This window comes from Caulobacter sp. (assembly GCF_039596335.1).
GTDB lineage: Bacteria > Pseudomonadota > Alphaproteobacteria > Caulobacterales > Caulobacteraceae > Caulobacter.
Window position 1 is genome coordinate 442,186 of sequence record NZ_JBCNJZ010000001.1, and the last position, 26,504, is coordinate 468,689.

The 26,504-nt window shown below is 69.3% G+C and carries 25 protein-coding genes and 1 pseudogene; 12 read left to right on the forward strand and 14 right to left on the reverse strand.

Annotated elements, in window-relative coordinates; all coding sequences use genetic code 11:
- Positions 1-47 precede the first annotated feature (47 nt).
- The gene (locus ABDW31_RS02180) at positions 48-1,430 is read left to right on the forward strand and encodes an MFS transporter (protein ID WP_184716451.1); all 1,383 of its coding nucleotides are present in this window, start codon (positions 48-50) and stop codon (positions 1,428-1,430) included.
- On the opposite strand, the gene ABDW31_RS02185 is transcribed toward ABDW31_RS02180, so the two are convergent.
- The 3 genes from ABDW31_RS02185 to ABDW31_RS02195 all read right to left on the reverse strand — a co-directional run bounded on the left by ABDW31_RS02185 (position 1,427) and on the right by ABDW31_RS02195 (position 4,909).
- A complete protein-coding gene (locus ABDW31_RS02185; protein ID WP_184716449.1) occupies positions 1,427-3,415 on the reverse strand; it encodes a protein meaA in 1,989 nt (662 codons plus the stop codon). The genes ABDW31_RS02180 and ABDW31_RS02185 overlap by 4 nt on opposite strands.
- A gap of 105 nt (positions 3,416-3,520) precedes the next feature.
- Positions 3,521-4,156 carry a glutathione S-transferase family protein gene (locus ABDW31_RS02190; RefSeq protein ID WP_184716447.1) on the reverse strand — a complete coding sequence of 212 codons (636 nt, stop codon included), beginning with the start codon at positions 4,154-4,156 and terminating at the stop codon, positions 3,521-3,523.
- A gap of 21 nt (positions 4,157-4,177) precedes the next feature.
- Positions 4,178-4,909: an enoyl-CoA hydratase/isomerase family protein gene (locus ABDW31_RS02195; RefSeq protein ID WP_184716445.1), complete on the reverse strand. Its 732-nt coding sequence runs from the start codon at positions 4,907-4,909 to the stop codon at positions 4,178-4,180.
- Positions 4,910-5,068: 159 nt separating this feature from the next.
- On the opposite strand from ABDW31_RS02195, the gene ccrA reads away from it, so the two are divergent.
- Entirely contained in the window at positions 5,069-6,331 is a 1,263-nt protein-coding gene (ccrA, locus tag ABDW31_RS02200; RefSeq protein ID WP_184716443.1) for a crotonyl-CoA carboxylase/reductase, read from the forward strand.
- A gap of 9 nt (positions 6,332-6,340) precedes the next feature.
- On the opposite strand, the gene ABDW31_RS02205 is transcribed toward ccrA, so the two are convergent.
- The 6 genes from ABDW31_RS02205 to ykgO form a co-directional block, all read right to left on the reverse strand.
- A complete protein-coding gene (locus ABDW31_RS02205) occupies positions 6,341-6,754 on the reverse strand; it encodes a hypothetical protein (RefSeq protein ID WP_343698254.1) in 414 nt (137 codons plus the stop codon).
- Positions 6,755-7,187: 433 nt separating this feature from the next.
- Complete coding sequence (locus tag ABDW31_RS02210) at positions 7,188-7,523, reverse strand: hypothetical protein (RefSeq protein ID WP_184716433.1); 336 nt, start codon at positions 7,521-7,523, stop codon at positions 7,188-7,190.
- 48 nt (positions 7,524-7,571) lie between these two features.
- Positions 7,572-7,841, reverse strand: coding sequence for a DUF2312 domain-containing protein (locus ABDW31_RS02215; RefSeq protein ID WP_172269802.1), 270 nt, complete (start codon positions 7,839-7,841; stop codon positions 7,572-7,574).
- A 75-nt stretch (positions 7,842-7,916) separates the two neighbouring features.
- Positions 7,917-8,786, reverse strand: a complete 870-nt coding sequence (locus tag ABDW31_RS02220) for an NAD(P)-dependent oxidoreductase (RefSeq protein WP_184716431.1) — start codon at positions 8,784-8,786, stop codon at positions 7,917-7,919.
- Positions 8,787-8,805: 19 nt separating this feature from the next.
- A complete protein-coding gene (locus ABDW31_RS02225) occupies positions 8,806-9,423 on the reverse strand; it encodes an HAD family phosphatase (protein ID WP_184716429.1) in 618 nt (205 codons plus the stop codon).
- The gene (ykgO, locus tag ABDW31_RS02230; protein ID WP_004616427.1) at positions 9,423-9,548 is read right to left on the reverse strand and encodes a type B 50S ribosomal protein L36; all 126 of its coding nucleotides are present in this window, start codon (positions 9,546-9,548) and stop codon (positions 9,423-9,425) included. The genes ABDW31_RS02225 and ykgO overlap by 1 nt, the downstream gene beginning before the upstream one ends.
- Before the next feature lie 222 nt (positions 9,549-9,770).
- Here ykgO and ABDW31_RS02235 point away from each other — a divergent pair, with 222 nt between their 5' ends.
- Positions 9,771-11,066 carry a lytic murein transglycosylase gene (locus ABDW31_RS02235; protein ID WP_184716427.1) on the forward strand — a complete coding sequence of 432 codons (1,296 nt, stop codon included), beginning with the start codon at positions 9,771-9,773 and terminating at the stop codon, positions 11,064-11,066.
- Between the two features lie 4 nt (positions 11,067-11,070).
- Here ABDW31_RS02235 and ABDW31_RS02240 read toward each other — a convergent pair whose 3' ends face one another.
- On the reverse strand, positions 11,071-11,916 hold the full coding sequence (locus tag ABDW31_RS02240) for an aldose 1-epimerase (protein ID WP_184716426.1): 846 nt from the start codon (positions 11,914-11,916) through the stop codon (positions 11,071-11,073).
- Positions 11,917-11,986: 70 nt separating this feature from the next.
- Here ABDW31_RS02240 and ABDW31_RS02245 point away from each other — a divergent pair, with 70 nt between their 5' ends.
- The 4 genes and pseudogenes from ABDW31_RS02245 (at position 11,987) to ABDW31_RS02260 (ending at position 17,743) form a co-directional block, all read left to right on the forward strand.
- Positions 11,987-13,195 (forward strand): winged helix-turn-helix domain-containing protein, encoded by a 1,209-nt coding sequence (locus tag ABDW31_RS02245; RefSeq protein ID WP_184716424.1) that lies wholly within the window; start codon positions 11,987-11,989, stop codon positions 13,193-13,195.
- Positions 13,196-13,274: 79 nt separating this feature from the next.
- Positions 13,275-14,094, forward strand: a pseudogene (locus tag ABDW31_RS02250) (response regulator transcription factor).
- Between the two features lie 2 nt (positions 14,095-14,096).
- Entirely contained in the window at positions 14,097-15,458 is a 1,362-nt protein-coding gene (locus ABDW31_RS02255) for a FecR domain-containing protein (protein ID WP_184716420.1), read from the forward strand.
- Positions 15,455-17,743 (forward strand): CHASE2 domain-containing protein, encoded by a 2,289-nt coding sequence (locus tag ABDW31_RS02260; protein ID WP_343698255.1) that lies wholly within the window; start codon positions 15,455-15,457, stop codon positions 17,741-17,743. Before ABDW31_RS02255 ends, ABDW31_RS02260 begins: the two co-directional genes overlap by 4 nt.
- Here ABDW31_RS02260 and ABDW31_RS02265 read toward each other — a convergent pair.
- Together ABDW31_RS02265 and ABDW31_RS02270 are read right to left on the reverse strand one after the other, a co-directional pair.
- Positions 17,740-18,222: a hypothetical protein gene (locus ABDW31_RS02265; protein ID WP_184716418.1), complete on the reverse strand. Its 483-nt coding sequence runs from the start codon at positions 18,220-18,222 to the stop codon at positions 17,740-17,742. The genes ABDW31_RS02260 and ABDW31_RS02265 overlap by 4 nt on opposite strands.
- 57 nt (positions 18,223-18,279) lie before the next feature.
- The gene (locus ABDW31_RS02270; protein ID WP_184716416.1) at positions 18,280-18,453 is read right to left on the reverse strand and encodes a hypothetical protein; all 174 of its coding nucleotides are present in this window, start codon (positions 18,451-18,453) and stop codon (positions 18,280-18,282) included.
- A gap of 417 nt (positions 18,454-18,870) precedes the next feature.
- Between ABDW31_RS02270 and ABDW31_RS02275 the strand changes: the two genes are divergently transcribed.
- The 5 genes from ABDW31_RS02275 (at position 18,871) to ABDW31_RS02295 (ending at position 24,628) form a co-directional block, all read left to right on the forward strand.
- Positions 18,871-19,398, forward strand: coding sequence for an RNA polymerase sigma factor (locus ABDW31_RS02275; protein ID WP_184716414.1), 528 nt, complete (start codon positions 18,871-18,873; stop codon positions 19,396-19,398).
- Positions 19,399-19,483: 85 nt separating this feature from the next.
- Positions 19,484-20,461 carry a FecR domain-containing protein gene (locus ABDW31_RS02280; RefSeq protein ID WP_184716412.1) on the forward strand — a complete coding sequence of 326 codons (978 nt, stop codon included), beginning with the start codon at positions 19,484-19,486 and terminating at the stop codon, positions 20,459-20,461.
- A 42-nt stretch (positions 20,462-20,503) separates the two neighbouring features.
- Entirely contained in the window at positions 20,504-22,879 is a 2,376-nt protein-coding gene (locus ABDW31_RS02285; RefSeq protein WP_343698256.1) for a TonB-dependent receptor, read from the forward strand.
- A gap of 130 nt (positions 22,880-23,009) precedes the next feature.
- Positions 23,010-23,843 carry a glycosyltransferase family 2 protein gene (locus ABDW31_RS02290; protein WP_184716410.1) on the forward strand — a complete coding sequence of 278 codons (834 nt, stop codon included), beginning with the start codon at positions 23,010-23,012 and terminating at the stop codon, positions 23,841-23,843.
- Between the two features lie 5 nt (positions 23,844-23,848).
- Entirely contained in the window at positions 23,849-24,628 is a 780-nt protein-coding gene (locus tag ABDW31_RS02295) for a polysaccharide deacetylase family protein (RefSeq protein ID WP_184716408.1), read from the forward strand.
- A gap of 9 nt (positions 24,629-24,637) precedes the next feature.
- Here the strand turns inward: ABDW31_RS02295 and ABDW31_RS02300 are convergent, their stop codons facing one another.
- On the reverse strand, positions 24,638-24,763 hold the full coding sequence (locus ABDW31_RS02300; protein WP_184716406.1) for a hypothetical protein: 126 nt from the start codon (positions 24,761-24,763) through the stop codon (positions 24,638-24,640).
- A 90-nt stretch (positions 24,764-24,853) separates the two neighbouring features.
- A complete protein-coding gene (locus ABDW31_RS02305; RefSeq protein WP_184716404.1) occupies positions 24,854-26,314 on the reverse strand; it encodes a YdiU family protein in 1,461 nt (486 codons plus the stop codon).
- Between the last annotated feature and the right edge of the window lie 190 nt (positions 26,315-26,504).

Consider the following 26,504-nt stretch of genomic DNA (forward strand, 5'->3'; position numbering starts at 1 on the left):
CTTCAACGCCATTGACCCTGCATCGGTCCCGGTCCAGGGGATCGACCATGACCTCCACCGGTGACGTTCGCCTGTTCGACAAGGCCCTGGCCCCTCGCTTCGCCCTGCTGTGCCTGGGCATCTGGCTGAACGCCGCCGACACCCTGGTGACGGCCACCATCATGCCCAGCGTGGCCCGCGACATCGGCGGCCACCAGTATTTTGGCTGGTCGGTCGCGGCCTATCTGACGGGCTCGATCGTCGCCGGGGCGTGCTCGGGCAAGCTGTCGATGGCGCTGGGGCTGCGCGCCGCCACAGCCTTCTCGGGCGCCATCTACGCCATAGGCTGCGCCATGGGCGCGCTGGCGCCGGAGTTCGTCACCTTCATCGTCGGCCGCTTGGTCCAGGGCCTGGGGGCTGGGGCCGTGGTCGCCCTGTGCTACGTCGCTATCACCGCCCTGTTCCCCGAGCGCCTGTGGCCGCGAGTCTATGGCGCCGTGGCCGGGGTATGGGGCGCGGCGACCCTGCTGGGCCCGACCCTGGGCGGCCTGTTCGCCGCCGCCGGCTTCTGGCGCGGCACCTTCTGGCTGTTCGTCGTCCAGGCCATCATCTTCATCGGCGCAGTGATGGTCATGCTGCCGGCCGGCGGCGCCGACGCCTCTCGCAGCCGCATCCCGACCCGGCAGCTGATCCTGCTGGTCCTGGGCGTAAGCCTGATAGGCGCAGCCGGGATCGTCGCCTCGCCCGCCCTCGCCGCCGCCCTGGCCGTGGCCGGGATCGCCGGCATGATCGCCATGCTGGCCGTTAATCGCCGCACCGAGGATCGCCTGCTGCCGGCCTCCGCCAGCGACCTGCGCACCGCCACGGGCCTGGGCCTGCTGACCGTCTTCGCCTGCGAGGCCGCGGTGATCGGCTTCACCGTCTATGGTCCGGCCTTCATCCAGGCCCGCCACGCCGCCTCGCCGCTGGTCGCCGGCTACGTCACCGGGGCCATCGCCGCCGGCTGGACCCTTTGCGCCCTGCTGGTCGGCCACGTCTCGGCCCAGAAGGACGGGACCCTGGTCCGCACCGGAGCCGGGATCATCGTGTTGGGCGCGGCCGCCAGCGCCTGGACCACCGCCCGCGCCGACATGGCCTGGACCGCCGCCGCTTTCGCCCTGCTGGGCGCTGGTTTCGGCCTCAGCCACGCCTTCATCGCCCGCCGCACGATCGCAGGCGCTCCGGCCGCCGAGCAGGCCATGGCGTCGTCGGCCGTCCCCACCTCGCAGCTGATCGGCGGCGCGGTCGGCGCGGCCGGCGCTGGGGCCATGGCCAATGTGCTGGGCTTCAGCGAGGGCATCGACACGGCCCTGGCCCCCAGCCACGGCCTGATCCTGTTCGGGGCCTTCCTGCCGCTGGCCCTGGTGGGCTTCACGGCGGCGTGGCGACTGGGACGGCGCGAGAGGGCCTAGGCCTTTTCCCGCGCCGCCGCCTCAACCAGCTTCACCACGTCGTCCATGATCTCGGTGATCCGGAAATCCTTGGGCGTATAGATCCGCGCCACGCCCATCTGCTTCAGCACCAGGGCGTCGGCCTCGGGGATGATGCCGCCGGCGACGATCGGGATGTGGTCCAGCCCCTCGGCGCGCATCACGCGGACGACCTCCTGCACCAGGTCCAGGTGCGAGCCCGACAGGATCGACAGACCCACCACGTGGGCGCGGCTCTCCTTGGCTCGGCGCACGATCTCCTCTGGCGTCGAGCGGATGCCGTCATAGACCACCTCCATGCCACAGGCCCGGGCGCGGGTGGCGATCTGCTCGGCGCCGTTGGAATGGCCGTCCAGGCCCGGCTTGCCGACCAGATAGGTCAGGGTGCGGCCCAGGACCTCCGAGACCCGCTCGACCTCGCGCTTCACGGCCTCGACGTCCTCGGCCTCGCCACTGGAGACCACCACCGCCACGCCGGTCGGGCCGCGATACTCGCCGAACACTTCGCGCAGGGCCCCGGCCCATTCGCCGGTGGTGACCCCCGCCTTGGCGGCGGCGATCGAAGGCTCCATGACGTTGCGACCGTCGCGGGCGGCGGCCTGCAGGTCGACCAAGGCGGCATCGACGACGGCGGGATCGCGGGCCTCGCGCCAGGCCTTCAGGCGGGCGACGACATCGGCCTCCAGCTTGGGATCGACCGTCTCGATCGCCCCCTCCCCGGCTGACAACGGCGAGACCTCGGTATCGGTCCAGCGATTGACGCCGACCACGGTCATCTCGCCGGTCTCGACCGAGCGCACCCGCTTGGCGTTGGACGCGACCAGTTGCGCCTTCATGTAGTCGATGGCGCTGGCCGCCCCGCCCATGGCGTCGATCTCAGCCAACTGCGCCAGCGCGCCCGAGGACAGCTCGGCGACCTTGGCCTCGACCACGTGGGAGCCCTCGAACAGGTCTTCGTATTCCAGCAGGTCGGTCTCGTAGGCCAGCACCTGCTGCAGCCGCAGCGACCACTGCTGGTCCCACGGGCGCGGCAGGCCCAGGGCCTCGTTCCAGGCCGGCAGCTGCAGGGCCCGGCAGCGGGCATCCTTGCTGAGCGTGACGGCCAGGGCCTCGATCAGGATGCGGTAGACGTTGTTCTCGGGCTGCGGCTCGGTCAAACCGAGGCTGTTGACCTGCACCCCGTAGCGGAAGCGCCGCGCCTTCTTGTCCTGCACGCCATAGCGCTCCAGCAGGATCTGGTCCCAGAGCTTCGTGAACGACCGCATCTTGCACAGCTCGGTGACGAAGCGGACGCCCGCATTGACGAAGAAGCTGATCCGCGAGGCGACGATCTCGAAGTCCTCGTCGGGCACCTGGCCGCCGGCCTTCACGGTGTCCAGCACTGAGATCGCCGTGGCCAGGGCGAAGGCCAGCTCCTGCTCCGGCGTCGCGCCCGCCTCCTGCAGGTGGTAGCTGCAGACGTTCATCGGGTTCCACTTCGGAACCTCGCGATAGCACCAGGCGATCATGTCGCCGATCAGCCGCAACGACGGCCCCGGCGGGAAGATGTAGGTGCCGCGGGACAGATACTCCTTGATCAGGTCGTTCTGGGTCGTGCCCTGGAGAAGCTTACGGTCCGCCCCCTGCTCGTCAGCCAGCGCCACATACATCGCCAAGAGCCAGGCGGCCGGGGCGTTGATGGTCATGGAGGTGTTCATCTTCTCCAGCGGGATCTCGCTGAAGAGGGCGCGCATGTCGCCCAGATGGCTGACCGGCACCCCGACCTTGCCGACCTCGCCGCGCGCCAGGATGTGGTCGGGATCGTAGCCGGTCTGGGTCGGCAGGTCGAAGGCCACCGACAGCCCCGTCTGCCCCTTGGCCAGATTGGCGCGATAGAGGGCGTTGGACTTCTCGGCCGTCGAGTGGCCGGCATAGGTGCGGAAGATCCACGGCGGATCGGGCGCGTGCTGGTACGGCGTCGACGACATGGCGGGCTCCCGGGCGGCTCTAGCGGCCGTGCTTACCGGAGATCATGAGCCGGGAATTGCTGCGACGCAATATGAGGTTCGCGGGTGCGTCAGGCTGCCCTTTTTTTAGCCGACCCGCACCAGGTGGCGCAGGCCTTCCTCCATCTCAGCGATGACTCGCGCCACATGAGGGTCGCTCCGCGAGGACCGCGCATAGCCGTCGGTGACGGAAGCCGGCTCGACCAGATCCATACCGATCCGCTCGGCCGTGACCTGCAGGGCGAACAGGGCAGGCGCCAGCGCGCAGTCGGCGATCGTCAGGCGCTCGCCCAGGGCGTAGCGCTCGCCGCTCAGAAGCCCGTCCAGCATCGTCACCGCGTCCACCAGCTCCTCGACCGCTCGGCGCGACCGCGCGGCGTCGGTGCGGGGCTCGGCGAGCACGACCATCGGCGGCATCAGATAGAGATCGACGTGGCGGACGATCAGCCTGGCCATCGCCCGGTCGAAGACATCGACAGGCATCAGGGACGGCGCGTCCGGAAACCGCTCCTCCAGATATTCCAGCACGACCGCCGACTCCCAGATCGGTCCGCGCGCATCCAGCAGGACCGGGACACGACCTGTCGGGGACAGGTCCCGGAAGCCGCGGCTCTCGCGCCAGTCGGCCGGCGGCGGGATCAGGTCGATCGGCAGTCCCTTGGCGTAGATCGCGATGCGGACCCGCGCGGCGAACGGCGAAACGGGCAGGCTGATCAGGTCCATTTCCAGGCTCCGGCCGGTTTGTCAGGCGCCCGTGAAGACGGCCGTCCGCTTGGCGACAAACGCTGCCCGCGCCTCGGCGTGATCGGCAGTGGCGGCCAGGCCTGGGATCTCCGCGTTGGTGGTCGAGACGCCCGACGCCACGCGCTTGGTCGCCTCGATGGCCAGGGGCGCGCGGGAGGCGATCACCCGCGCCATGGCCATCGCCGCGTCCAGCAGCCCCTCTGCCGGATGGACCTCCGCCACCATCCCGTCCGCCAGCGCCCGCGCAGCGTCGAAGGGCGCGCCGGTCAGGAGGTGGGGCTTGGCGCGGCTTTCGCCGACCAGCCGGGTCAGGCGGTCGGCCGAGGCCGTCAGGCCCATCCGCACCGCCGAGCAGGCGAAGCTGGCGCGGTCGCTGGCCAGGCGAATATCGGCGGAGAGGGCCAATTCCAGGCCGCCGCCGATGCACCAGCCGTCGACGGCCGCGATCACCGGGACGCGGCAAGCGGCGATCTGGGCGCACATATCGAGGAAGTGCAGGATCGCCGCGCTCTGGGTGGACGCATCGCGCGACAGAGCCTCGGCCAGGTCGTCGCCCGTGCAGAACGCGCCGTTGCGGCCGGTCAGGACCACCACCCGCACGGCCTTGTCGGCCTGGATCGCCGCGAAGGCCTCCAGCAGCCGCGCCCGCTCGGCCATGGCCAGGACATTGGCGGGGGCGGTGTCCAGCTCGACCAGGGCGATGGCGGGTTGGGGATGCGACAGGTGGATCATGCCGCCACCGTGGCCCGCGCCGCTTCCAGCGACAAGCTTCCCCGGCGCCATGTTGCGGCGCACAAGATTCCGCTTGCCAGGTTCAAACAGTTGTCTCAGCCTTCGGGCCAAGGACCCGGAAAGCCATCGGGCCACACAGTCTTAGGCACGGGGAGTGACATGACCGCTGAACCTGTCCTCAAGGACCTGTACGAGATCGGCGAGATCCCGCCGGCCTTCCACGTGCCCAAGACCATGTACGCCTGGAGCATCCGCAAGGAGCGCCACGGCAAGCCCTCGACCGCCATGCAGGTCGAGGTTGTCCCGACCTGGGAGATCGGCGAGGACGAGGTGCTGGTCCTCGTGATGGCCGCGGGCGTCAATTACAACGGCGTCTGGGCCGCCCTGGGCGAGCCCATCAGCCCGCTGGACGGCCACAAGCAGCCGTTCCACATCGCCGGCAGCGACGCCTCGGGCATCGTCTGGGCGGTCGGGTCGAAGGTGAAGCGCTGGAAGCTGGGCGACGAGGTTGTCATCCACTGTAACCAGGACGACGGCGACGACGAGGAGTGCAATGGCGGCGACCCGATGTACTCGTCCAGCCAGCGGATCTGGGGCTATGAGACGCCGGACGGCAGCTTCGCCCAGTTCTGCCGGGTTCAGTCGCGCCAGCTGCTGCCGCGTCCCCGACACCTGACCTGGGAAGAGGCCGCCTGCTACACCCTGACCCTGGCGACGGCCTACCGCATGCTGTTCGGCCACAAGCCGCATGAGCTGAAGCCCGGCCAGAACGTGCTGGTCTGGGGCGCTTCGGGAGGCCTCGGGGTCTTCGCCGTACAGTTGGCCGCCGTGGCGGGAGCTAATGCCATCGGCGTGGTCAGTAGCGAGGACAAGCGCGAGTTCGTGCTGTCGATGGGGGCCAAGGCGGTGCTGAACCGCAACGAGTTCGACTGCTGGGGCCAACTGCCCAAGGTCAACGGCCCCGAGTTCACCGACTACATGAAGGAGAGCCGCAAGTTCGGCAAAGCCATCTGGCAGATCACCGGCAATCGCGACGTGGACCTGGTGTTCGAGCATCCCGGCGAGGCGACGTTCCCGGTGTCGGTGTTCGTGGTCAAGCGCGGCGGCATGGTGGCCATCTGCGCCGGCACCAGCGGCTTCAACCTGACCATGGACGCCCGCTTCCTGTGGATGCGACAGAAGCGGGTCCAGGGCAGCCACTTCGCCAATCTGATGCAGGCCTCGGCGGCCAATCAGCTGGTGGTCGACCGTCGCGTCGACCCATGCCTGTCGGAGGTCTTCCCGTGGAAGGACATCCCGGCCGCGCACGAGAAGATGCTGGCCAACCAGCATCTGCCCGGCAACATGGCGGTCCTGGTCTGCGCCCAGCGGCCCGGCCTGCGCACCTTCGAAGAGGTGCAGGAGCTGGGCGGGGCCGCCTAGAGCGTCGTCTTAGTGCCCGGGGACGGCCACGCTGAAGCTGCGCGGCTCTTCCTCGGCCTCAGCCTGTTCATCCAGGCGGATCCAGCCGGGGCCCGAGCGCTTGGCCAGGCCTTCGACCTCCAAGGCCTCCAGCTCGCGGCCCACCTGGACGGGGGTCACGGGGCGGCTCCAGGGGTGATCCAGCTGGCGGGCGATCTCGGCCTCGTTGAGGCCCGGCGCCTGCGCCAGGGTCATCAGGATCATGTCGCGGGTCGAACGTCCGCGTCGGCCGCGCTTGCCCGGCGTGGGCGGCGCGAAGGGCGCGGCCTCGACGGCCGACAGCCGCTCGGCCAGGCCAGCCTGTTTCAGCGCGTCCAGCGCCAGGATGATTGCACGCAGCTCGCCCTCGAACGGAGCTTGCGCCCGTCTTTGCGCTTCGATCATGCGCGTTTCCAGCTCCGCCTTTCGGCGCAGCAGAAGTTGATAGGTCGTCGCCATTTCCCTGGTCCCACACAACCGGAAGGTTCACCCGACGTCGATCCAGGTCTAAAGCCCGCGTACGTCAGTTCTGGGCCGCGGTGAGCAGCACAACCCAGGAACCCCACCACCATTTGACATTAACTTATTACATTTTTTCACATTTTCTCGCCGGAGCGTTACCAAGACCTTAACAGTGGTGGACGCACGTCAGTTTTTGGTAAGCCTTTGGGACAAAATCAGAAGTCGTAAGGCGCAAACATTCACTCCACCAAAAGGCGAGCTTGACCGTGAGGTCCAGCGCGGGCGCGGACCGGCAAGAAGGTGATGTGAGCGCGCCGATGGAGCTTGAGAACAACGGCAGGATGATGGCGCCACGCAGACACGCTGCGGCAGAGCTCTAGTCTTCTTCAGACTCGGCTTCGGCCTCGGGACGGCCGCGCCGCTGGAAGCCCTTGCCGCGCTTCATCGGCTTGGGTTCGCCCTTGGCTTTCCGGGCGATCTCTTTGAGCTTGATGGCCTGGTTGCCCGACAGCGCCTGGCCGCGTCCGCCCTTTTCGGGATCGGCGAAGGCCCGCCCGTAGGTCTCGACGCGCTGGGCGACGCTGGTCAGGAACTCGCCCTCCCAGTCGGAGAGCTCGACGCCGGACTTCTCGGCCGCGCGCCGCGCCCGCTTGAGGGCGTTCAGCGCGGCCTTCTTGGCCTGTTCCTTGGGGTCGGGCGGCTTGGCGCGCATCGTGCGAGGATTATCCCCGACCGCGCGCGCCCATGCACCCGTAAAAACTTAGATCTCGCCGATGGCCGAGAGGTACAGGTCGAGGATGGCGTCTTCTTCCTGGCGCTTGGCGCGGTCCTGCTTGCGCAGGCGCACGACCTTCTTCAGCACCTTGACGTCGAAGCCGTTACCCTTGGCTTCGTTATAGACTTCCTTGATCTGCTCCATGATCTCGGCCTTCTCGACCTCGAGCCGCTCGACGCGGTCGACGATCGACTTCAGTTGGCCCTGAGCGGTGCTGTTCAGAACGTCGGCGTGGGGAACGGCGTCGTCGGCCATGCGGAGATCTCGCGAAAAGGCTGGAATTGGGAGGCGCGGAACCTAGTTCGAAGCCGCGCCCCTGGGAAGCGGGATTCAGCGGCCTTCCACACGTCCCCGCGCGACCTCGGCCAGGGCGGCGAGATCCAGGTCCTTCTCGTCGCCGCCCAGCAGCGATTCCAGACTAGCTTCAGCCAGGTCCGCCAGCGGCATCGACAGGCCCTTGGCTTCGGCGGCGTCCAGCACTAGGCGCACGTCCTTCAGACCCAGTTCGGCGGCGAAGCCGGGCGGGCTGTAGCGGCGCTCGGCGATCATGCCGCCGTAGATCTTGTAGATCGGCGCGGCGAACAGGGTGCTGGACAGCATGTCCAGCAGCTCGGGAGCCTCGACGCCGTAGGCCTCGCCCAGCGCCACCGCCTCGCCCATGCTCTCGATGGCCGAGACGATAATGAAGTTGCCGGCTAGCTTCAGGGCGTTGGCGCGGACCGGATCCTCGCCTAGCGGCCAGACCTTGGCGGCCAGCAGGTCCAGCACCGGCTGGGCCTTGGCGATGGCGTCCGGCGCGCCGGCGGCCAGGACGTTCAGACCGCCGGCCAAGGCCACCGGCGGGCGACCGAAGACCGGCGAGGCGACGTAGCCCAAACCGAGCTCAGCGTGGAGCGCGGCCAGCTCGGCGGCAAAGGCGGTGGAGATGGTCGCCAGATTGACGTGCACCAGCCCCTTGGGGGCCTTGGCCAGAACCGGCAGCAGCACGTCGCGCATCGCCTTGTCGTGGGCCAGCATCGACAGCACGATGTCGTTGGCGAACACCTCATCGAGGCTGGCGGCGGGGCTCGCGCCTTCGGCGGCCAGTTCGTCGACGATGGCCCGCGAGCGATTCCACACCGTCACTGCCACGCCCCTGGCCAGCAGGTTGCGCACCATGGCCGCGCCCATCGCGCCCAGGCCTATGAAACCGACGTTCATGCGATCCTCCGAAAGGAGACTAGAGCAGGCCGTGCTGCTCGACAGCGGCGCGCAGCCGCGCCGGATCCGTGAAGTGGTGGGTGTGGAAGCCCATGTCCATGGCCGCCTCGATGTTGGCGATCGAGTCGTCGATGAACAGCAGGTCGCAAGCCTGCAGACCAGTGCGCTCCAGCACGATCTCGTAGATGCGGCGGTCCGGCTTGATGACCTGCTCGTCGCCCGAGACGATGGCGTCGCGGAAGTGGGCGAAGTGGCTGGGCGAGATCGCCTGCACCGCCGGCCACTTGCTCTGGGGCATGTTCGTGAGCGCGAACTGCGGGACGTCGCGTTCGGCCAAGGCGTCGATCACCCCGGCGGTCTCGGGGATCGGTCCCGACAGCATCTCGTGGAAACGCTCGTCCCAGGCGCGGATCGCGTCAGCGTGCTCGGGGAAGCGAGCAATCAGCGGCGCGGCGTTCTCCGGGAAGCCGACGCCCTTGTCGTGCTCGACGTGCCAAGGGATGGTGCAGACATGCGAAAGGAACCAGTCGAGATCGGCTGGTTCCTCGAACATCGTCGCGTAGGGTGCGCGGGGATCCCAGCGCACAATGACGTTGCCAACGTCCCAGAGAACGGCCCTGGGACGCGACGCGGTCATTAGCCTTGCTTGGCTTTGAAGCGCGGGTCGGTCTTGTTGATGATGTAGATGACGCCCTTGCGGCGAACCATCTTGCAGTCGCGGTGGCGACCCTTCAGCGACTTCAGCGAGCTGCGAACCTTCATGACCGTCTCTGTTACTTCGGCGGAGAGGTTCGGGCGCGCATAAGGCGGCCGGAACATCCGGGGTGTTTCGGAGGCGGTGCGTATAAGCAGGACGCAGCCTTGAGTCAATGTGTTGCGGACCTTCTCCGCACGGCTTTCCCGTATGAAGGGCCGGCGCGGAACTTCACCGTCCTGTCGGGCTTGTGATTGAAGCTTTTACACGAACCCCGGTAGCTTGCCCGTATGGCCATGGATCGTCGCGTCTTTCTCGTCCTTCTTCTCGCCGGCTGCGCGGACACCTCACCGCAGGGCCCGCTGACGGCGATCACCCCGCCCAGCCCCGCGCCGCGCCCGCAGGCGCCCGCGCCTGCGCCGACGGTTCCGGCCACGCCGGTGCCCGCCGGCGAGCTGGCCTTCGACACCTGGCTGGCCGATTTCCGCGCCCGCGCCATCGCCCAGGGCCTGACGCCGCAGCTGCTGGACCGCGAGTTGGCCGGCGTCACGCCCGATCCCAAGGTCATCAGCCTGGACGGCCGCCAGCCGGAATTCTCCAAGCCGGTCGGCGACTACATCAAGGGCGTGATCAGCGAGGATCGCGTCGCCGTGGGCCGCCGCAAGCGCGAAGAACTGACCTTCCTGCCGCAGCTGGAAACCCGCTACGGCGTGCCGCGCGACATCCTGCTAGCCGTTTGGGCCATGGAATCGGCGTTCGGCCAGCTGCAGGGCAATTTCGACGTCGTCCGCTCGATGGTCAGCCTGGCCGCCGACGGCCGCCGCCGCGGCTGGGCCGAGGGCGAGCTGATCGCCGCCCTGCGCATCATCGATTCGGGCGAGGTCTCCCGCGCCCAGCTGAAGGGCTCTTGGGCCGGGGCCATGGGCCAGACCCAGTTCATTCCGTCCAGCTATCGCAGCATGGCCGTGGACTTCGACGGCGACGGTCGCCGCGACATCTGGGGTTCGAACGCCGACGCCCTGGCCTCGGCCGCCAATCTGCTGGTCAAGGGCGGCTGGAAGCCCGGCGTGGGCTGGGCCAAGGAAGTGATCCTGCCGGCCGGCTTCGACTATTCCCTGGCCGAGGGCCCGCGCGAGGTTCCGTCCTGGTGGGAAGCCAAGGGCGTGCGCCGCGCCGACGGCCTGCCGTGGAGCGCCGCTGACGCCGCCCAGCCGGCCGGCCTGATTCTGCCCGCGGGCGCGGCCGGCCCGGCCTTCCTGGCCCTGCCCAACCACTTCGCGATCCGCAAGTACAACAACTCGACATCCTACGCCTTGGGTATCGGCCTGCTGGCCGACCGCTTCGGCGGTGGCGAGCCACCCGTCACGGCCTGGCCCATGGAGACGCCGCTGTCGCTGTCGGACCGCATGGCCGCCCAGATCGCCCTGGCGCGCCTGGGCTTCAATCCGGGCCCGGCAGACGGCGTCGTCGGCGCCGGCACCCGCAAGGCCCTGCGCGAATGGCAGCAGAACCGCCAGCTGCCGGCCGACGGCTACATGTCCAGCGACATGGTCGCCCGCCTGAAGGCCCAGGCGGGACTGCAGTAGCCTCTTAGGCCGACCGCACGTCCATCCAGATGCTCCGGCTCTCGCCGGGCTGGAGCCTCGTCATGCCGGTCTCGCCCTCGCCGAATGGGTTGGGGCGGCTGGCGCAGGGCTCGACGCAATAGAAGCTCTCGGCCGGCGGGATGTAGACGTGCAGCCAGCGGTTCTCGGGCGAGGCGGTGATCACCGTGTCCGGCGCGCCGGGGGCGGCCAGCACGGCGCGCTGGTCCCAGCCGGTGAAGCAGTGATCGATCAGGCCGCGCCCCTCGACCGCCGCGCCGGCGGCCAGGTCTACCTCCCACGGCCCGGCATGATGGACCGTCGGCAGGACGTCGGCGTTGATCATCCAGACCCCGTCATTGGCCGCCGTCAGCGTCTCGCCCGTCCGGCGCGGGAAATAGGGGTGGAAGCCCAGGCCCGCTGGCATCGCCGTCTCGCCGGTATTGGTCACGCTCAGCACGACGCGGAAGCCGGCCTCGTCGACCGTGAAGGTCTGTTCGGCGCGATAGGCCCACGGCCAGGCGTCGGCGGCGTGGACATACGCGAGCACCGCCGCGTCGCCCTCGGCGCGCTCGACGGTCCAGGCTCCTCGCCAGCCCTGGCCATGCAGGGCGTGCGGATGGTCGCCCAGGTTCGGCGGCAGTACGACCTCGCGGCCCTCGAAGGTGACGCGGCCATTCGGGATGCGGTTGCAGAACGGGACCAGCGGGAAGCTGGCGGTGTCCAGGGCGTCGTTCGCCCCGGCCGGCGTGGGGCGCATGATGTCGCGACCGGCGATCGTGAAGCCGGCGATTGCGCCGCCGGCCTCGGGGGCCAGGATCAGGCGGGCCGAGCCCTTCTCGATGACGGTCATGCGGCGCGCTCCTGGCTGTGGACGCTCTCCCTGCCTTGCGCCGACGGGCGAGGCAAGCTCAACTCCCTGGATGGCCCTGACCCTTTCCGCCACTGAGGCGCGGCGCATCGCGCTGGCGGCGCAAGGCTTCGGCCGCGCCCGTCCGGCCAATCCCGGCAAACGTCACCTGCTGTCGACGATCGAGGCCCTGGGGGTCGTGCAGATCGACTCGGTCAACGTCGTGTCGCGCTCGCACTATCTGCCGCTGTTCTCGCGCCTGGGCGCCTATGATCGCCAGCAGTTGGAGCAGCTGGCCTGGGGCAAGAAACCGGCCCTCGCCGAATACTGGGCGCACGAGGCGTCGCTGACCCCACTGTCGACCCATCCGCTACTGCGCTGGCGGATGCAGGACGCGGCCGAAGGCGTCGGCGTGTGGAAGCCGGTCTCGGGTTTCCTGCGCAGCCATGCCGGCTTCATCGACCAGGCGCTGGACGCGGTGCGCACGCGCGGCCCGCTGGCGGCCTCGGAGCTGGACCTGGGCGCTAAAGGTGAAGGCGGCTGGTGGGGCTGGAGCGAGGGCAAGCGGGCCATGGAGTGCCTGTTCTGGGCCGGCCGGCTGACCACCGCCACGCGGCGCGGCAGCTTCGAGCGGGTCTATGACCTGCCCGAGCGCGTGCTGCCGCCGGAGATCTTCGAGGCCCCCACGCCCGATCGCGCCGACGCCTGCCGCCAGCTGCTGGCCATCGCCGCCCGGGCCATGGGCGTGGCGACCGAGCGCGACCTGCGCGACTACTTCCGCCTGGGGCTCGCCGACGCCCGTCGCGGCGTGGCCGAACTAGTCGAGGACGGCACGCTGACGCCCGTCGCGGTCAAGGGCTGGGACCAGCCAGCCTATCTGTGGCCGCACGCGCGTAGACCCCGGTCGGTGAAGGGGTCCGCCCTGCTCTCGCCGTTCGACAATCTGATCTGGTTCCGCGAACGCACCGAACGGATATTCGGCGTCCGCGTGCGGCTGGAAATCTACACCCCGGCTCACAAGCGCACCCACGGCTACTACGTCCTGCCCTTCCTGCAGGACGAGGCGATCACCGCCCGCGTCGACCTGAAGGCCGACCGTAAGGCAAGCAAACTGCTGGTGCTGGCCGCCCACGCCGAGCCGGACGCGAACACCGACACCGCTCACGCGTTGGTAGAGGAACTGGAGGCCATGGCGCGGTGGCTAGGCCTCGATGCCGTGGAGGTGCGACCGGTAGGAGATCTGGCCCCCAAACTGAGTCCATCCATCCGCTCCCCGACTTGATCCAGGTCACAAACGAGACTGTAAAGCATTGTAAAAACACCGTTCGAAGTCGAGCGAACCTGAGCCGGGCGATATAGACATGAAGAGCTGGTCGCCTGCTCGTCGCCCCACCGACAGCGAGCTTCCCGCGGCGCATCCCGCTCCCCCGCGGGATGCGCCACCTCCCCAGCATAAGTGAACGTATGAAAGTCGCCCTGCTCGACGACGATCAAAGCCACAACGCGCTTGTCGCCTCGGTGCTCGAACCGGCGGGCTTCACCTGCACGAGCTTTACCCAGCCTACGCGTCTCCTGGCCGAGCTGCGCAAGCAGACCTTCGACCTGATCATCCTCGATTGGAACATGCCCGAGCTGTCCGGCGTCCAGACGCTGAAGCTGCTGCGCGAGGATCCGTCCACCGCGCCGCCGGTGCTGCTGCTGACCAGTCGTTCGGTCGAGGCCGACCTGGTCGAGGGCCTGAACGCCGGCGCCGACGACTACATCGTCAAGCCGCTGCAGCCGCCAGTGCTGCTGGCGCGGGTCAACGCCGTCGTCCGCCGCATCCACCGCGCGCCGATGTCGCCCCAGGTCGAGCATTACGGCCCCTACCGCCTGGACCCCGGCGCCCAGACCGCCAGCTGGGGCGGCCAGGTCGAGGCCCTGACGCCCAAGGAATTCCAGCTGGCGTCGCTGCTGTTCAACAACCTGTCCCGTCCGCTGTCGCGCGAGTATCTGCTGCGCCGGATCTGGGGCCAGCGCCCCGACCTGGAGACCCGCACCCTGGACGCGCATATCTCGCGCCTGCGGGCCAAGCTTCACCTGCGCCCCAGCAACGGTTTCCGACTCAGCACCGTCTACGGTTTCGGGTATCGTCTGGAAGCCTGCGACCCCGAGACGGCGGGCGCGAGTAGCGGAGACTAGGCATGACCAAGGCTGCGGGGGCGAGCCTTCTGTTCCTTCTGGCAATGACGGGTTCGGCCGCGGCTCAAACTGCCGAGCCGCCCGTGGCCTATGTGGTCAAGCCAGGCGACACCCTGATCGGCCTGGGCCGCGCCTATCTGAACCGTCCCGACGACTATCGGACGGTGCAGAAGACCAATCGCGTCAGCAAGCCCACGCGGCTGCAGCCCGGCTCGCGACTGCACATCGACCCGAACCTGCTGAAGTCGACCCCGATCGCCGCCAGCATCTCGGCCTTTACCGGCCCGGTGCAGGTCGAGGCCAACGGCCAGCGCATCCCTGCCCGCGTCGGCATGCCCCTGTCCGAGGGCCAGGTGGTGATCACCGGCCCCGGCGCCTTCGCCACCTTCGAGATGGAGGACGGCTCGCGCGTCACCCTGCCGTCCAACACCCGGGTGCGGATCAATCGCCTGCGCCAGGTGCTGATCAACAACGCCCCCCAGCGGGTGTTCCAGCTGGACCAGGGGCGCGGCACGATCTCGGCCACGCCGGCGACCACGCCCGACGCCCGCTTCGAGGTCCGTACGCCCGTGTCGGTCTCGGCCGTGCGCGGCACCGAGTTCCGGGTCGGCGCCAGTGCGGACAAGGCCCAGACGGAAGTGCTGAAGGGCGCGGTCGGGGTCGATCTGGGGGCCCTCCCCACCGGCGGCCCGCCCGTCCAGGCTGGCTTCGGGGTCAGCGCCTCGCCCGGCGGCGTCGGCGGCCCGGTGGCCCTGCTGCCCGCGCCGAAGATGGCGCCCGGCGGCCAGACCCAGAGCGAGCCCCTGGTCCGCTTCACCCTGCAGCCGGTGGAGGGCGCGCGCGCCTATCGCCTGCAGTTGGCCCACGACGCCGGCTTCATCGACATCTTCTCCGAGGTGATGACCGACGCCACCAGCTTCGCCCCGACGGCGGACTTCGGCCAGGTCGCCAACGGCACCTATTTCGTGCGCATGACCGCGCTGGACCAGGGCGGGCTGGAGGGCTTTCCCGCCGACTACAGCTTCGACCGCGACCTCAACACCCTGACCGCCGGCGCGCCCAGCGACACGCAAGAGGGCAAGCACCGCAAGTTCCTGTTCCGCTGGAGCGCGGCCGGCGAAGGCGTGCGCAACTATCGTTTCCAGATGTTCTCCGACGCCGACGCCCAGGTCCCCGTGGTCGACCAGCCGGGCCTGACCGAACCGCAGGTGACCCTGACGGACCTGCCGGCGGGCGCCTATCAGTGGCGGGTGATCGCCACGCGCTTCAAGGACGGCGTGGTCAGCGAGAAGCAGGGATCGCTCCAGGCCCTGCAGATCGGTCAGGCCAAGCCGGCGCGCCCATCCAAGCAGACGCGTAAGTGAACACCCTCACCAACCGAACCCGGCCGCCGCCGTCCGGCCGCCTGCTGTCCTGGCTGTTGCTGGCGGCCGTGGCCAGCTTGGTCATGGCGCTGTTCGCCGTCGCCCCGCCCAAGCGGGTGGACGACGTGCTGTACGACGTGCTGATCCGCGCGGACGGCCGTCCGGCCGATCCTTCGATCCTGCTGATCGACATCGACGACCGCAGCCTGGCCCAGCTGGGCGCCTGGCCGTGGTCGCGCGCGGTCCATGCCGACATGATCGACCAGCTGGACCAGGCCGGCGCCAAGGCCATCGTCTACGACATCCTGTTCACGCAAGGCTCCGCCGATCCGGCCCAGGACCAGGCCCTGGGCGCGGCCATCGCCCGCTCGGGCAAGGTCTATCTGCCCCAGTTCCTGGCCGAGGGCGAAGGCGACGCCCCGTCCCGCGTCATCGGTCCCGTGCCCAGCGTCGCGGCCGGCGCGGCCGGGGTGGGCCTGGCGCACGTGCGCTTCGACGACGACGGCGTTGTCCGCCGCATGGCCCCGTTCGAGGCCCACGGCCCGGCGCTGAGTCCCGACCTGATCACCGTCGTCCACCGCGCCACCCGCCCGCACGACGGCCCCGACCCGAGCCGCTCGGCCGAGCAGACCCTGCTGGTGCCGTTCGCCGGACCGCCCTCGATCTATCGCCATGTCAGCTTCTCCAGCGTGCTGCAGGGCGAGGTGCCGCCCGAGCTGATCGCGGGACGCACCGTCTTCATCGGCATGACCGCCCCGGGCCTGGGTCCGGCCTTCCCCACGCCGGTCACGCCGGACGCGGCCAGCATGACCGGCGTGCAGCTGCAGGCCAGTATCCTGGACGGCCTACGCAGCGGCCAGATGATCAAGCCGGTCGGTCCGTTCGGCCGGGTAATCTTCACCCTGACCCTGCTGTGGCTGCTGATGGCGGGTCTGCTGGTGCTGCCGCCGCGCGCCAATCTGGTGCTGACCATCGGCCTGTGCCTGGTCGGTCTGGCCTATTCGGCGGCGATGTTCTGGCTGGGCCGCACATGGCTGTCGCCGATCGCCACGGTGATCGGCCTGAAGATCGTCGCCCTGGTCTGGGGCTGGACCCAGCTGGGCCGCGTCAACGATCTGCTCAGCCACGAGCTGGCCCGCATTCGCACCATCGCCCGCGGCCGCAAGCCCGCCGCCCCCGTCGGCTTTGAGGGCGACGTCGTGGCGCGGCAGGCCTCCAGCCTGGGCGAGGCCATCACCCATATCGACGACCTGCGCCGGTTCTCGGCCGACGCCCTGTTCAGTCTGCCCGACGCCACCCTGGTGGCCAACGCCCGCGGCCGGGTGATCGCCGCCAACGCCGCGGCCGAGGCGCTGTTCAAGTCGCTTCCGCCTCAGGGCGCTTCGCTGGCCGACTTGATCAACACCCTGGAGCCGCTGGGCCACCGCTTCGAGCTGGACTGGCCGCCCAACCCCAAGGAAGGGTCGACCGAGCGCCACGACCCGATCGACCTACACCTGGCCGACGGCCGCGCCTATCATCTGCAGACGGTGTTCCGCCGCGACGCCCAAGGCGCGCCCGCCGGCTGGATCGTGCGCCTGGCCGACATCTCGATCCTGACGGCCGCCATGCGCCAGCGCGAGCAGGCCCTGCAGCTGCTGACCCACGACATGCGCTCGCCGCAGACCTCGATCCTGGCGCTGCTGGCCACCACCCCGGACGCGCCGCCGGAACTGGCCGAGCGCATCTCGGCCTATGCCCGCCGCACCCTGGCCCTGGCCGACGGCTTCGTGCAGCTGGCCCGCGCCGAGGTCACGCCGGTGTTCCTGGAGCCTGTCGACCTGGCCGATGTCGCCGTCGAGGCTATCGACGAGGTGTGGCCGCAGTCGGCCCAGCGCAAGATCCGCATCGAGCAGGTCGGCGGCGACGCGCCGCTGATGGTGCTGGGCGACCGCAGCGTCCTGGCCCGCACCCTGGTCAATCTGCTGGGCAATGCGGTGAAGTACGGGCCCGAGGGCTCGGTCATCACCGTCGCTTTGTCGGAGCGCCCCTCGGCTAGCGGTCCCACGGTCGAGGTGTCGGTGGCCGACCAGGGTCCGGGCTTCTCGCGCGAGGAGGCCGCCACCGCCTTCCGTCCGTTCCAGCGCTTCGAGCGTCCGGGATCGGAAGCCGCCGGCGGCGCGGGGCTGGGCCTGGCCTTTGTGCACGCCGCCATCGCCCGCCACGGCGGCGAGGTCTCGTGCCGCAGCGAACCCGGCGTCGGCTCGGAGTTCACCGTCAGCCTGCCGCGTCACGGGGTGGGCTAGGCGGGCTTGGCCGTCAGCCGCAGCGCCGTCACCAGCAGGTCAGCGACCACGACGGGCGCTTCCTTGCGCACCCGCACCGAGGACCAGGCCAGGGTCTTGCCGGTCTTGGCGTCCAGCACCGCCAGGGTCACGGCGCGGACAGGCCCCTTGCGGCTCCAGGGGCGTCGCGGGGGCGCCGGACTGCGCCAGGTGGGCGCTGCATTCTCGGCCGTGATCGTCGATACGCCCATGGTGCTGGGGGCCAGCGACACGCCGACCTGGACCAGGAAGGCGGGCCTGTCGCCCACCCGCGCGCCCAGGCGGTCGATTGCGGCGACCTGCACGGCGCGGGCATAGGCGTCATCGGCGGGATCGACCGGCGCGGCGACCACCGCGCCTTGCATTACAGTCACGTCGCCCTCACCGATGGCGCGCGGTGACGCGCAAGCGCTCAAGGCCAACAGGCCGGCCACAGCCAGCATCGGCGTCCAGGTCCGCATGATCGGCCCTCCCCTAAAGTTCCGATAAGCGAACGATACCCTCGACCGGCCTCGCGGTCACGCCAGCCAGGAGCCGACGGCCACCCCGCCGAACACGATCACGGCCCAGGCCAGGGCGGCGGCCAGGATCGCCAGGATGATCGGGGCGTAGCGGCGGCGGCGTGACGGCGGACGCTGCGACACCGTCTGCGGGCGCACGGGTCCGCGGACCTGGATGTCGATCGGGCGCATGCCGTGGCCCTCCCTGCCGCAACCCAGGGAGGTTAGCGGCCTTGCCGCCCGCGAGACCAGCCGTCAGGTCGCTGTTTTTACAATGGATTACATTGCTGCCTTACGCAGCCTGCGGAGGATTTCGCGCCGTGGACGTCTTGGAGTCCGCGAGCGCAATGACGTCGCCGAGCTGCGGCAGCCACCGCGACATTTCGCCACATAAAGCCAAGTTCTGGCGCCGCCTGCCTCGCCTTCTGGTTGGTGAAATCATGAGCTGAATAGCAGAAACTGGGCCTTTCGCCGCAAAGGCCTTCAAATTGTCTGGCTCATGTCCTGAATGATCATCGACTGTCACTCGAACTAACGATCGTCTTTCGATCAAAAAGATGGATAGTGCGGCGCCATTAGGGGCGGGCATCGGTGGACACGGGAGATTCTTTGAGCGCCACAGACTCGGACAAGGCCTTGCTGCTTGGCCTGTACGAGCAGAAGCGCGCCAATCTGGCGCGTTTCTACGCGGCGCGTCTGGGCTCGCGGGCCGAGGCCGAGGACCTGGTGCAGGACCTCTACATCCGCATCAACGGCATGGAGCAGGTCGGCCCGATCGACAATCCGTCGGCCCTCCTGCACCGCATCGCCTCGAACCTGATGCTGGATCGCCTGCGCAGCCAGAAGCGCTCCGGCGCGCGCGACGCCGATTGGCGCGCAGTCAACACCGTCGCCATGGCCGGCCACGAGGTCGCCGACGAGCCGTCGGCCGAAGCCGTGGTCGAAAGCCGGCAACGCCTGAAGGCTCTGGTCGACGCCGTGGGGGACCTGCCCGAGAAGACCCGACAGGCCTTCCAGCTGCACAAGCTGGATGGTCTCAGCCACGCCGAAACCGCCCGCCGTATGGGCATCAGCATCAGCACCGTGGAAAAGCACATAAGCTCGGCCTTGAAGACCCTGACGAGGCGGCTCCGTTGATTTATGAAATGCCGCATGGGGGATGGCGCCGAACGGTGACGTCAATGTGCAAGGGGATGTTTGATCCTCGTCGGAGCAACACCGGATGAGCCGGTCAGCGCAACATCTGCAGGAGGCGGCCGATTGGCTGACCCGTCTGCAGCGGCCGGAGGTCGATGAGACCGACTGGCTGGCGTTCGACGCCTGGCTGTCCGAGCCCGGCGCGCAGGAGGCCTATGACGCCATCCAGGCCGTAGACGAAGAGATCTTCCACCGCGGTCCGGCCATGCGCTCGGCCCTGACCAAGCCCCGCCTGGCGACCGCCCGGCAGCCCTTCGCGCTGGACTGGCGCTGGCTGGGCGGCCTGGGCGCGACCGCCGCGGCCGTGGCCGTCGCGGTGACCATGGCCCCGTGGGGCGAGCTGCTGCCGCAGCCCGACACCCTCTACACGACCGCCAAGGGCGAGAGCCGCCAGGTCCAGCTGGCCGACGGCAGCCGCATCGACCTGAACACCGACTCGCATCTGTCGGTCCGCCTGGAGAAGGACGCCCGCCGCGTCACCGTGCACGACGGCCAGGCGCTGTTCGACGTGGCCCACGACAACCACCGCCCGTTCCTGATCACCGCCGGCGACGAGACCGTGCGCGTGGTCGGCACCAAGTTCGACGTCCGCCGCCGCGACGGCCAGCTCAGCATCACCGTGCTGCGCGGCCTGGTCGAGGTCTCGACGGATGGCCAGGACGAACCGGTACGCCTGCGCCCCGGCCAGATGCTGGAGCACACCGAGGGCGCCGCCAGCGTCACGGTCAGCAAGGTCACGGCCGAGGACCAGGTCGGCTGGAAGTCGGGCCGACTGATCTATCGCGACCAGCCGCTGGGTCGCATTGTCGGCGACATCAATCGCTATTTCGACCGCCCGCTTCGCCTTGAGGGTGAAAACACCGCAGACCTCCGGTTTACCGGCGTATTGATCGTGGATGGCCAGGATGCGATGGTCCGTCGCCTGTCCAGCCTGATGCCGATTTCGGCGACGCCGACCGATGATGCGATTGTCCTGCGCGGAAGGCCGTCCGCTTCACATTAACGCCTTTGAACGGGTCCGGCCCTGAGCCGGGCCTGCTTCCTGTTGGCTGCCGCCCTCCTGGGGACGAGCGGCCAGGCGGCGATCGCCGCCGAGCAGCGCGTTCGCCTGGACATCCGCAAGACCACCGCCGCCGAAACCCTGATCGAGCTGGGCATCCGCATGGGCGTCAGCCTGGGCGGGGTCGAGGCCTGCAAGGGCCCGGGCATTGCCCTTGTCGGCCCTTACACGCTGAAGGAGGCGCTGGACCTGCTGACCTCGGAAGGCGGCGGTTGCCGCTACGCGTTCGTCGACCCGCGCACGGTCCGGTTCTGGTTGCCGCATCCGCCGGCGCCCGCGCGGTTCAGACCCCTTCCCCAGCCCGTCATCACCCAACCCGAACAGATCGTCCCGGTCGCCCCGCTAGTCATCAGCGCCGGCAAGCGTCCGCCGCGCCTGGGCAGCCTGCCGGGCGGGGTCAGCGTCATCGGCTCGCCGCAGCTGCAGGACACCGGCGTCGGCGAAACCGCCTCGGTCTCGCGCCAGACGGCCGGCTTCATCACCACCAACCTGGGCGCGGCGCGCAACAAGATCCTGCTGCGCGGCCTGTCGGACGGCACCTTCACCGGCCGCACCCAATCCACGGTCGGGACCTATCTCGACGACGTGCCGGTCAACTACAACGCCCCGGACCCCGACCTGCGGCTGATCGATGTCGACCGGGTCGAGGTCATGCGCGGCCCGCAAGGCGCGCTCTATGGCGGCGGCTCGCTGAGCGGCGTCTACCGCATCGTCACCCGCGCGCCCGAACTGGACACCTGGTCGGCCTCGGTCGGAGCGACCACGGCCCGCACCAAGTCCGGCTCGGACAGCTACCGCTTCGAAAGCGTGGTCAACGTCCCCACCAGCTCGAACTCGGCGCTGCGGGCCGTGGCCTATCACGATCTGGATGGCGGCTATCTCGACGACGTGACCCTGCGCCTGTCCAACGTCGACAGCACCACCCGGCGCGGCGGCCGCGCAGCCTGGCGCGCCGACCTGGGCGAATGGCAGGTGCGGCTGGGCGTGGCCGGCCAGACCATCTCATCCAAGGACACCCAGTACGTCACCCTGGCCCCGACCGGTCCGCGGCGCGCCAACCAGGTGCGCGAGACGCACCAGAACCGCCTGGGCCAGACCTCGCTGAAGATCACCGGCGCCGGCGACTGGGGCCGGTTCGAGGCGGTGACCGGCTATGTCACCCACCGCTTCGCCAGCCGCTACGACGCCACCCTGTCGCTAAGCCAGTTCTCGGAACAGGCTATCGAGCTGGGCCTCTATGACGAGCGCTCCAAGGTGCGGATGACCGTGCAGGACATGCTCTACACCGGACCCGAGCGCGGCCGCCTGCGCTGGCTGATCGGGGCCTTCACCGCCACCAGCATCGAGGAGAGCGACGCCGACCTGCGCGCCCGCTCCGTCGGCATCACCCGCAGCGTCTATGACGAGGACCGCAAGGACCGCCTGAACGAGTACGCCCTGTATGGCGAGGCCAGCTACGACCTGGGCGGCGGCTGGCGGATCGCCGCGGGCGGCCGCCAGTTCAGGACCACCGTCCATACCCGTTCCTACGTCACCGCCCCGGCGCCCGGCCAGTCGCGCGACCTGGACCGCAAGGCCAGCTTCCAGGGCTTCTCGCCCAAGCTGTCGATCCAGCGCGAACTGCCGCACGGCGGCCTGGTCTATCTGTTGACCTCCGAGGGCTATCGGGCCGGCGGCTTCAACTCCGGGGGCCTGGTCACGCCGTCCGAGACGCGCCGGGTGTTCCGCCCCGACCACCTGCGCAACTACGAGGCGGGGATGACGCTCAATCCCTGGAACGGCCGCGTCAGCTTGCGCACGGCGGTGTTCTACGACGACTGGCGCAACATCCAGACCGACCAGTATTTCACCTCGGGCCTGTCCTACACCGCCAACATCGGCAGCGGCCGCAACCGCGGGCTCGAAGTCGAGACGGCCTGGCGCGCCAGCCCGCGCCTGACTCTGTCGGCCAACGCCCTGTTCAACGATCCCGAACTGACCCGCATCGCCCCGGGCTACGGCATCACGGACGCGGCGCGCCTGCCCGGCGTGCCCGACGTCTCGTTCGGCAGCCTGGTGACCTATCATCGCCCCGTCACCCCCGGGGCCAGCCTGCTGCTGACCGCAGAGACCGGCTACATCGGCGAGTCGCGGCTGACCTTCGACCCGCGTTACTCCCCGACCATGGGCGGTTACTACACCGGCAAGCTCTCGGCCCAGTTGCTGACCGACCGCTGGCGCGCAGCCCTGTTCGTCAGCAATCCCTGGAACGGCTCCAGCGACACCTTCGCCTACGGCAACCCGTTCAGCTTCGGCCAGGTGCGCCAGGTGACGCCGCAGCGCCCCCGCACGTGGAGCCTGGCCCTCAGCGCCAACTTCTAGGCGCATCGCTGTCGCAAACCCTTTGCAGGGTCGCAACATTTCTCGCCTCATCAGCGGGGGGCGGACGGGATCGGCGACGTCATCACATCGAAGCGACTGCGGGGGCGTGGTCGTTCGTGAGGATGTCAGTATGGCCAAGCTTTCAGCCCTGATCTGCGTGCACAACGAAGAGCAGCGCCTGCACGGCTGCCTTTCGGCGCTGTCGTTCTGCGACGAGATCGTGGTGGTGGCCGACCGCTGCAGCGACGGCACCGAGGCCATCGCCCGCCAGTACGGCGCCGTGGTCGTGTCGGGCATCTTCCCGGTCGAGGGCCCGCGCAAGCACGCCGGCATCGCCCGCTGCACCGGCGATTGGATCCTGGAGCTGGACGCCGACGAAGGCGTCACCCCGGCCTTCGGTGAAGAAATCCGCCAGACCATCGAAGGCGCGAACGCCGCCGACTGGTACCAGATCCCGGTCGACAACTATGTCGGCGATCAGCTGGTGCGTCATGGCTGGGGTGGCTCCTTCGGCACCTCGTCGGCGGCCCGCCTGTTCCGTCGCGGCCACAAGTCGTGGAAGAACGAGCGCGTCCATCCCGGCGCCAAGCTGGAGGGGACCTTCGGCGGCAAGCTGACCCAGCCGCTGAACCACATGGTCGACGAGGACATCGCCGACATGTTCGCCCGCCTGGGCCGCTACACCGCCCTGAAGGGCCAGGACCTGGCCGACAACGGCAAGATCAAGAGCCTTCCCGACGACGCCTTCCGCGGCGTGCGCCGGTTCTTCAAGTGCTACGTCTCGCGCAAGGGCTACAAGGAAGGCGATCTGGGCTTCCTGATCTCGCTGATGGCGGCGCTGTATCCGATCCTGTCAAACCTGCGGGCTCGCGAGATCGTCCGCAATCGCGCCCGCGAGGCCAAGCCCGCCTATGCGGCGCCGGCGGCCGTGCCGCTGCGCCGCGCCGAGGCCGCTGGCCACTAAGCCGCATGGCCCATCTGTCGCTCGCCTTCGGCCTGATCCTGGGCGCGGAGCTGAAGCTCTGGGCCAAGGCTGGCCACACGCCGGTCGTCTGGTGGCGCGATGACGACGCGCGCTCGCCGACCGGGGCGCTGGAGCAGCTGCTGGCGTTGTCGCATCGCCATGATGCGCCGCTGACCCTGGCTTCGATCGCCGGCCCCAGCCTGCCATCCCTGGTGCGCCGGCTGGAGGCCGAGCCGGACGTCGAGATCGCCGTCCATGGCTTCCGCCACATCAACCGCCAGCCTGAGGGCCACGGCTTCGGCGAGATCGTACCCGAGGACGATGTCGACTGGGTCCGCGCCCAGCTGCGCACGGCAGTGACGACCTTCCACCGCGCCGGCGCGGCCCCAACCCTGTTCGTGCCGCCGTGGAACAATCTGGCGCCGCAGCTGCTGACGGCCCTGCCCGACTCGTCGCTCCGTGCCGTCTCGGGCTTCGACCAGCTCAGCGGCGCCACCGACGGCGTCGCGCGGCTGGATACGCATCTGGACGTGCTGCGCTGGAAGGACGGCGCGCGCTTCCGCGGCGCCTGGAAGTTCCTGTCGCGGATGCGGCGGCTGCTGGCCCAGCGTCGCCAGGCCGGCCAATGGGACGAGCCGATCGGCCTCCTGACCCATCACCTGGATCACGACCGCGATACGTGGCTGTTCCTGGAACGGTTCCTGGCCGTCTTCCCCGTCCGTGCGCGGCGGGACATCATGGCCGAGCCGGCGCACGCGCCTCTGGACGAGGCGCTGTCCGCCTAGACGCGTGACCTAGGCTGGTTCGGGGCGGTCGCGCAGGCACTCGCCGATGGCGCGGGCGCAGCCCGGCAGGCCCAGCGCGCCGATGAACGACATCGCCACGGCGCAAACCAGCATGATCGGTTGGAAGATACGCATGGGTCGGCTCCGCGCGGTTCTGTTCGCTGGCACTGTGCCGCAACTGTAAGACGGAACCTTGACGGTTGTTCCGGGCGCGAACAAAAAAAATCAGGACGCGGCTTTTTTATCGCCTGAGCGGCCCAGGCCATAGGCGGTGCGAGCGTTCTCGATCCGGCCCAGCTTGGCGCGCAGCGGGGCCCAGTCGTCCTCGGCGGCGATCGGGGCCCACAGCGATTCGACCTCCTCGATCAGCAGCTCTTCCGGCTCCGGACGCTGGAACACCGGATCGGTCAGGCGCTCGGGCCGGTCGGCCGCGTACTGGCCCAGCAGCCCCCGGAATGTCCTGAACGCCTCGGTGTCGTAGAGCCCTGCGCGCGGGCCGGCCAAGGCGCGGGCCTCCGAGGCCTCGCCGCCGAACCAGTCGAAGAAGAACGGCTCCCAGCGCAGGGCTTCGCCGCCCTCGGCCAGGGCGCGGAAGGCGGCGTTGACAAGCTCGACGTCGCGGTCGGGATCGCGGCCGACCACGCCCAGCCGGTCCAGCATCGCTCCTCGCAAGGCCAGACGATAGCCGTCGGAGAAGCCGTTCAGCGCCGCCAGCAGCCCAGCCTGCTCGCCGCCGGCCAGGGTCAGACAGGCGGCCAGCTGCTGCAGGTTCCAGAACACCGCCTCGGGCTGGCGGCCGAAGCTGTAGAGCCCCGAATGGTCGAAATAGGCGGCCACGAAATTGGGATCGTTGCGCGGCAGGAAGCGCCAGGGGCCGTAGTCGAAGCTCTCGCCGGTCACCACCATGTTGTCGGTGTTGAGCACGCCATGCACGAAGCCGGCCGTCATCCAGCGGGCCAGCAGGCGCGCGGTGGCGGCGACCACCGCCTCCATCAGCGCGGCGGGGCGGTCGGCGGCGTCGGCCAGATGCGGATAGTAGGTCTCGACCACGTGGTCGACCAGGACACCGATCAGGTCGCGGCGGTCGAAATAGGCCAGGCGCTGGAACGTGCCGAAGCGGATGTGGCTGTGCGACAGCCGGGTCAGAACCGCCGAGCGCGTAGGGCTAGGCTCGTCGCCGCGGGTCAGGGCCTCGCCGGTCTCGACCAGCGAGAAGGCCCGCGAGGTCGGGACGCCCAGCGCCTCCAGCTGGCTGGCGGCCAGGATCTCGCGCACCCCGCCTTTCAGGGTCAGGCGGCCATCGCCCGACCGCGACCACGGCGTCTGGCCCGAGCCCTTGGTGGCCAGGTCCAGCAACCGGTCGGTGCCGGCCTCGCGCAGCTGCGCATAGAGAAAGCCGCGCCCGTCGCCCAGGTCGGGATTGTAGGTGCGGAACTGGTGGCCGTGATAGCGCATGGCCAGCGGCTGGGCCTGATTGTCCGGCAACGGATCGAAACGGCCGAAGCGCCGGATCCAGTCAGCGTCGTCCAGTCCTTCCAGCCCGACGGTCGCAGCCGCGCGGTCGTTGCGGAACCGCAGGATCGTCTCGGGAAAATCGGCCGGCGCGACCGGGTCGGAGAACTCGCTCCCCAGGGCCTGGAAGCGCGGATCGGGGCGGTAGGCGGGAGAGAACGGCATCGTCGCCATATCAGGTCCGCGCACGACGGCCGCAAGCCCTGTTCGAATTTCCGTATTCGAATGTCCATGACGCTCGCCGAACGCTGTCGCTTCCGGGCAACAGGGCGCGCAATCACCTTTAGATCACAGGGATTTTAGCTTGCCGAGACCGTGGGCGGCGCCTAACCCTTGGCTATTCATTCGAACACTCGTTCGAGCG